At 51.1% G+C, this 7,426-nt stretch carries 6 protein-coding genes; 2 read left to right on the top strand and 4 right to left on the bottom strand.

The genetic code is table 11. The features are described from left to right. On the bottom strand, positions 1-868 hold an 868-nt coding region (gene serC, locus AB5H98_RS12085), incomplete at its 3' end, for a 3-phosphoserine/phosphohydroxythreonine transaminase (RefSeq protein ID WP_367926148.1). Positions 869-1,109: 241 nt separating this feature from the next. On the opposite strand from serC, the gene AB5H98_RS12090 reads away from it, so the two are divergent. Both AB5H98_RS12090 and AB5H98_RS12095 read left to right on the top strand, forming a co-directional pair. After that, positions 1,110-2,120, top strand: coding sequence for an aldo/keto reductase (locus AB5H98_RS12090; RefSeq protein ID WP_367926149.1), 1,011 nt, complete (start codon positions 1,110-1,112; stop codon positions 2,118-2,120). Between the two features lie 10 nt (positions 2,121-2,130). Further along, entirely contained in the window at positions 2,131-2,376 is a 246-nt protein-coding gene (locus tag AB5H98_RS12095; protein WP_367926150.1) for a hypothetical protein, read from the top strand. A gap of 35 nt (positions 2,377-2,411) precedes the next feature. Here AB5H98_RS12095 and AB5H98_RS12100 read toward each other — a convergent pair whose 3' ends face one another. From AB5H98_RS12100 to feoB, 3 genes are all read right to left on the bottom strand, one after another. After that, positions 2,412-5,036, bottom strand: coding sequence for a WG repeat-containing protein (locus AB5H98_RS12100; RefSeq protein ID WP_367926151.1), 2,625 nt, complete (start codon positions 5,034-5,036; stop codon positions 2,412-2,414). A gap of 144 nt (positions 5,037-5,180) precedes the next feature. Beyond that, positions 5,181-5,327: a FeoB-associated Cys-rich membrane protein gene (locus AB5H98_RS12105; RefSeq protein WP_367926152.1), complete on the bottom strand. Its 147-nt coding sequence runs from the start codon at positions 5,325-5,327 to the stop codon at positions 5,181-5,183. Positions 5,328-5,336: 9 nt separating this feature from the next. Further along, positions 5,337-7,415, bottom strand: coding sequence for a ferrous iron transport protein B (gene feoB, locus AB5H98_RS12110; protein ID WP_367926153.1), 2,079 nt, complete (start codon positions 7,413-7,415; stop codon positions 5,337-5,339). Positions 7,416-7,426: the final 11 nt, after the last annotated feature.

Here is a 7,426-nt window from a genome sequence, read left to right on the forward strand (position 1 = left end):
CAGGATTTTGGAAAAATTCGGACTGGTCCAGATAGTCATAAAGCAATTGGGCTTTGACGTTGTTGCGTTTTTCCATTTCTGCCAGACCGCCAACCTCATTTTCGATCCAATGAAGTACCAATCCCATCATATAAATCGACCAGCAGTTGGGAGTATTATACATACTTTGCGCGTCAATTAAAGTTTTGTAGTCCAACATAGCCGGACGCGCAATATCGGTACGTGCATTTTCCATCAAATCTTCACGCAAGATTGCTACAGCCATTCCGGCGGGAGCGACGTTTTTCTGTACGCCGAAATAGATGAGCCCATACTGAGCCACATCGGTAGGACGGCTGAGAATGCAACTTGACATATCTGCCACCAGGGGAATTCCGTCTACTTTGGGAAGCTTTGTAAAACGTGTACCATAAATTGTGTTATTTTCACAGATATGAATATAACTAGCGTTTGGGTTGTATTGGAGCGTATCCACATCCGGAATATAAGTAAAGTTTTTGTCTTTGGAAGAAGCAACAATGTGAACAGTGCCAAACTTTTCGGCTTCTTTGGCAGCTTTCCCGGAGAATTGGCCCGTTACAAGATAATCGGCTTCGCCGGTGGTCATCAGATTCATGGGAACCATGGCAAACTGGGTGGATGCACCGCCTTGAATGAATCCAACTTTATAATGATCCGGAATATTCAATACGCGCCGGAGAGCAGCTTCTGTCTCGGTGATGATGGCCTCGTATACACTACTGCGATGACTCATCTCCATGACTGACTGTCCGGATGATCCGTATTCCAGCAGTTCTGACTGCGCTTTTTGCAATACGCTGAGCGGCAGCATGGAAGGGCCTGCGCTGAAGTTGTATACTCGTGCCATGATAAAGACTCCTTTGTTCTCAGAATTAATACTTTATTTTAATAAAGTATTGTATCTATTATATCGCCTGACAGAATTTTGTCAATGAAAAAGATACAGATTTGATGCGATATTGCGGCTATTTGTAGAAAAATAGTAAGAAAAGTTAGCGTTTGTACGCGGTAGAAGTACAGTGCATAAAAAATCCTTGTCAAGTATAAACGCATCGGTTAGAATGAATCAAAGAAGGGAAGTGTTGTCTATGCCGGAATCCGGTTATTGTGCAGATAAAAACCGTTACGAATCCATGGAATACAATCACAGTGGTTCTTCCGGTCTATTGTTGCCGGCTATTGCACTGGGAATGTGGCATAATTTTGGCTCAGCAGATTCGTTTGACAACATGCAGGAGATGCTGCGCACCGCTTTTGATTACGGAATTACTTACTTTGATTTGGCGAACAATTATGGTCCCGTACCTGGGAGCGCAGAGGAAAATTTTGGACGCTTGTTTGCCAAAGATTTTCGTCCTTACCGGGATGAATTAATTATTGCGAGCAAGGCGGGGCACCCCATGTGGCCTGGCCCCTATGGAAATTGGGGAAGTCGAAAGTCGCTTTTGGCTAGTTTGGATCAAAGCTTGCGCCGGACGGGACTAGAGTACTTTGACATCTTTTATTCACATCGTCCGGACCCGGAAACGCCGCTGGAAGAAACCATGGGCGCTTTGGCCACGGCGGTACAGCAGGGAAAGGCGTTGTATGCAGGAATTTCTAATTATGATGGCGAGTCCACGCTGCGGGCAGCGGAAATATTGAAAGAGCTGCACTGCCCATTTGTGGTGAACCAGAGCCGCTACTCCATTCTGGACCGGCGCATCGAGGACAATGGTCTGAAGAACGTAGCCCGTGAAGCCGGGGTGGGGATTGTGGCATTCAGTCCTCTGGCACAAGGCCTTTTAACGGACAAATATTTGGAGGGCGTGCCCGCCCAGAGTCGAATGGCAAAAGGACGGTCCGTGTCGCTGAAAGAGTCTGTGCTTACCGCAGAAAAGAAAGAGCAGCTTCGGCAACTGAATGAACTGGCAGCACAGCGTGGACAGTCTTTGGCACAGATGGCTTTGGCCTGGGTACTGAAGGATGGAGATGTGACCAGCGTTCTCATCGGTGCGTCCCGGCCTCAGCAGATCAAGGAGAACATTGCGGTGTTGGGCCATACGGATTTCACCTCAGAAGAACTGCGCCGTATCGACGAAATTGTAGGCCGGGTGTGAGGAAGCGGCCATGTGGTTTTGGGAAAAGGAAGAACTGTATATGGGACCCAGCGGAGAAAAAGCGGCCGCACTCTGTGCCGCATTGGAAGAGGCGGGTATTGTGTGCGAAAGCCTTTACCGCAATGTGCTGGGCGGCGGGCGAAGTCGGTTTGGAACCATCGGCGCGCTGGACAGTGCAGGTATTCATTACGTCTATGTAAAGCGAAAAGATTTGGAAGCGGCCGAGGCCATAGCGCATCGGGTGCTCCACCCATAAGAAAAAGGGACTGCCGAGAGCAGTCCCTTTTAATTTTAGGAAACCGTGATGGTGAGCGGTGTCAGTTGATAGCAATCTACGCTCTGGTCCTCATTTCGGATGATTTTTACTCCGTAGGCCATGCCATTGGGGGAGGCGTAGACATCGTCCCAACCTTGTGCCAATTCGGTGTATACCTTACCCGCTGCATCTACCAGCAGATATTGACGCCCCTGATTGGATATGCTTGTCTCCACAAAGGCAAAGCGCGGATCCCATTGAACCAGCCCGTCCTGGAATTCCATTCCTTCCGGCGTCGCTACCTCGGTGCCGTTGGACGTGAACAATTTCGAAACGGAATCCTCACAGAGATAGAATCGATCTTGGGGCGGTGTATCAAAGATTTCTTCTTTTACCTCATCAAAGCGCGGGAAAAGTCCCAAATCGTACTTGTATTGGCTGAAATTGGAAGAACCCGTTACCTTGCCGGTTCGATCAATGCGCAGGGCGTGGTAGATGGATCCGTCGTAATCCGAAGTGGGCTCCAGGTTGGGAAGCACTGCATACACAGTTGCTTGCTCGTCCTCAAAGGGGCATAGGGCAACCAAGTCGAAATAACTTTCGTCTGACATTTGCAAATAGGCGCGAATGTTTTGCAGGATCTGGTCAGCGGACAGCACTACCGTTCCTTGGGAATCCACATAGCCGTAGATGGTGTTTGCAAGTCCGCCGTCAAACATGGAGAGGGAATATACTTCTACGGTTTCTTCTCCCTGAGGCTGAATCTCAACCGGCTCACCTTCCAGCGTATAAAAGCGATCCCACTGACCTGTCAGGAAGAAGTATCCTTCGTTCGCGCCGGCGCTTGCTGCCTGTGTGTCCTCCAGCACAATGCTGCCTTCCCGGTCAAAAACATAGCAGATTTGAGCATTGTTTTCACCGCGCAGGGCAATGACCCAAAGACCCTCGCCAGCATACCGCAGATCGATTTCAACGTTTCCGGCTCCGGCCTGCACCAGATTCAATCCCTCCTGCGGTACGGTGAATACCGTTTGGAAGGATTCGTCACAGACAAGGATTTGGTGTGACGGGGTCTCGTACCATTCCAGTCCTTCCGAACAAGTCCGCCCTTCCACAATGGCGCATTTGTCCACTGCTTTTCTGGAATCAAAATCCCAGTTCACAAACACCAGTGCGTCGGAATCATATAGATAAGCCGTGTCATCCACCATGGAAAGCGACTTTGCTTCAAAAGGTTCTCCGGTCTGCACGGTCAAAGTCGCACCGTCGGGGAATGTTACGCTAGTTTCGGGAACTTCCTGCACAGGCTGGTCCTCAAAGGTGATGTGCAATGTGACAAATTCGGTCTCGCTGAGATGCAAATACAAAAAGCCGTCTTCTGTGAAAAATGTGTCGCCGTTCATCTGGTAGTTGGGCAGCTCAATGCTGGGCGCACGGAACGTCTTTACAAGCTGGCCTTTGCCGTCGTACAGCAGAAATCCGTCGGTGCACTGAACCACTCGGATGCAGGCGGGCGCTTGTTCAAGCAAATTGCCGTCGTAATCGTACAGGTTCACCTGATTGGAATTTTCCCGGGCGTAAAATCCTTCCGGCGCCAGACGGCAGATTTCGGTAAAGCGTGCCTCGCAGCGCACGGCGCCGTCGCTACCACGGATGCCGTAGCGGGTTCCTTCACGGTATACCGCGCAGCCATCCTGTACGCCGACCGGTACTAGATCCTCGGACTGATACAGCGCGCCGCTGGCGTCGTATACAGTGCCGTCTTGCAGGGCGTAACCGTCCTGATCGAGATAGGTAATATCAAAATTGTGGTATTCCGATAGTGGGGTGCCGTCCAGACGATACATCTGGCCGGTTCCCCAACGCTGCATAAAAACAAACTCGCTGCCCATTTTGCGCAAGGCAAAGCCTTCGGTGGGCTCAAAGGCGGCAAGCTGCGCACCGGATTCATCGATGACCAGCCAGGAGTACAATTCATTGTCGTAATGGCACACAAGTGCCTTGCCTGCACTGAAGGGCAGAACAAAGTCATAGGAAGGCTCCAGCTTCACATTGCCTTCCAGGTCGCAGTAGCCCCATTTTCCGTCTTCAAAATAGGGAACCCAGCCGTTTTCACCTACCAAAAAGGCATCGTCTATCTGTTTTTGTTCAGACGGAAACGGTGCGCTGTCGGACCAAAATCCGGTATCAGCACCGATGAGCGCCGAATGGCTCATGAGAATCAAACTGAATTCCTGTGTCGTTTGAAAGATGACATCATAGTCTCCGTGCAGGTTGTTTCCTACTCCGCTGGGTCCCAATAGCTCCGTCTCATCGGGTACCGTATACAAAGGGGTATACTCTCCGTCCAAAGTGATATAGCCGCATTCGATGTCCGGCGAGATGCTTTCTTTCACAAAATCCTGTTCCGTCATGGGAAGACAACGCGCTGCAAAGGCAACGCCATTGTGGAAAGAGCCGACGATGTCGAAGCGGCTCAAAAGATCAGCATATTGCATGTCCAGAACAGGCGTGCGCTCCATCTGCACAGTCTGCCCGGCGGACGAGGTGCTGCTCTGTGAAGAACCGGATGCGACGGGCTGGCCTGTCTGGCCGCATGCTGTCAGTAAAAAGGCCGATAGCAAACCTGTGCATACAAGCCTCATGAGCGGATGTTTCATAAGAGTCCTCCTTCGTTCTTGAAAACCGGAACCATTTTGGCGCAGTGCCGGCATTTCTATTATACCAAGCCTACTGCGTATGACAATCCCGAAAACTCCAACAACCAAAAACCCCGGCGCCTTTTTGAAAGCGCCGGGGTCCTTTTATAACTTTTTTTGGTTGCACACATGAGAGCATCCTGCGCAGTTGCCGCAGCATTTTCCGTTGCGGCGGTCACGAACGATTCGGCGCACGGCCAGTACGAATAGAACAGCTACAAATGCCAGAATCAGCCAATCCGCAAATCCCATAGCGGCACCTCACACAAACAAACTGCCTACCTGGAACACCAGTGTGGCAAAGACCCAGGCAACGGCGCACTGGGCAAAAGCTACCCACAGCGCTGCCAGTCCAGAGTTCATTTCCCGGCGCACCGCGGCGATAGCCGCCACGCAAGGCGTGTACAGCAGTGAAAACGTCAGGAAACTGAACGCGCTCAGCGGAGTAAAAATAGATGCCAAGGCTGTACCCAATTCTGCAACACTGGTTCCGGTCAGCACGGCCATGGTGCTGACGACTGCCTCTTTGGCCGAAAATCCGGTGATCAGAGCAGTAGAAGCGCGCCAATCGGTAAAGCCCAGCGGCGCAAAGATGGGGGCGATGATTCGTCCCAGCCCTGCCAGCATACTGGCGGAGGAATCCGCAACCACATTTAGGCGGGTGTCAAAGGTCTGCAAGAACCAGATGACAATGGTGGCTGCAAAAATGACGGTGAAGGCGCGGGTCAGAAAATCCTTGGCCTTATCCCACATCAGCAGTCCCACGCTCTTGAGGCTGGGCAAACGGTAGTTGGGAAGCTCCATGACAAATGGAACAGGATTGCCCTTGTAAAGGGTGCTTTTCATCACGAGTGCACACAAAATACCAATGACCATGCCCATCACATAGAGAAGCATCATCACCAGTGCTCCATAGCGAGGGAAGAATGCGGCGGTGAACACCGCATAAATGGGAAGCTTTGCGGAGCAACTCATGAACGGCGTCAGCAGAATGGTCATTTTGCGGTCCCGGTCGCTGGCCAAAGTGCGGGTGGCCATAATAGCCGGCACGCTGCAGCCGAACCCAATCAGCATAGGTACAAAGCTGCGGCCGGACAAACCGATTTTGCGCAGCAGCTTGTCCATCACAAAGGCCACACGGGCCATATAACCCGAGTCCTCCAGCATGGACAGAAAGAAAAACAGCGTGACGATGATGGGCAAGAAACTGAGCACACTGCCAACACCGGCGAATACGCCGTCAATGATCAGCGAATGAACCACCGGGTTGATGCCATAGGCCGTCAGCCCGCCGTCCACAAGCGCGGTGACCCAGTCGATGCCCACCGACAGCAAATCGCTCAAAAAGCTGCCAATAACACCGAAGGTCAGCCAGAACACCAGAAGCATAATCAAAAGGAACATGGGAATGGCCAGATATTTTCCGGTGAGGATCTGATCAATGCGCACGCTGCGCAGATGCTCCCGGCTTTCACCGTTTTTGAACACTGTGTCCGCGCACAGCTTCTCAATAAAGGTATAGCGCATATCCGCCAAAGCGGCTTCCCGGTCCGTTCCAAGCTCCGCTTCCATCTCTTGAATTGAGTGCTCGGCCAACTCCAGCTCGTTTTCCGTCAGCTTCAGTTGCTGAATCATAGGTTTGTCGCCTTCCACCAATTTAGTGGCAGCAAAGCGAGGAGGAACCTTGATTGCAGCAGCATGATCTTCTACAACGTGAGCCAACGAGTGAATGCAGCGATGTACGGCACCAGTACAGAAGTCCTGTCGTTTGGGCAAATCCTTGTGCTCGGCAGCACGAAGAGCGTGTTCGATCAACTCGTCGATGCCCTCATTTTTCGCCGCAGAAATGGGAACGACCGGAACACCCAGTTCCTGCTCCAGTTTCAAGATATCTACCGTGCTTCCGTTGGCACGCATTTCATCCATCATGTTTAGAGCAATTACCATGGGAATGCCCAGTTCCATTAATTGCATGGACAGATATAAATTTCGCTCAATGTTGGTGGCATCTACAATATTAATAATGCCGTCAGGTTTTTCCTGAATGAGAAAATCACGTGTCACAATTTCCTCAGCCGTGTAAGGGCTGAGTGAGTAAATACCGGGCAGATCCACTACAACGGCCTGTTCGCGCTGGGGAATATCCTGCCGTTTGTGGCGTGGATGTCCCCAACTTCTCGGACCGTGGTGGTGCTCACCGGTATGATGATCCCGAATAATGCCTTCTTTCTTATCTACGGTTACACCGGGGAAATTTCCCACATGCTGGTTAGAACCCGTAAGTTGATTAAAAAGTGTAGTTTTGCCACAATTTTGATTGCCGGCCAACGCAAAGGTCATCATTGGGAATC

It is taken from the genome of uncultured Ruthenibacterium sp. (genome assembly GCF_963558415.1).
Classification (GTDB): Bacteria; Bacillota; Clostridia; order Oscillospirales; family Ruminococcaceae; genus Ruthenibacterium.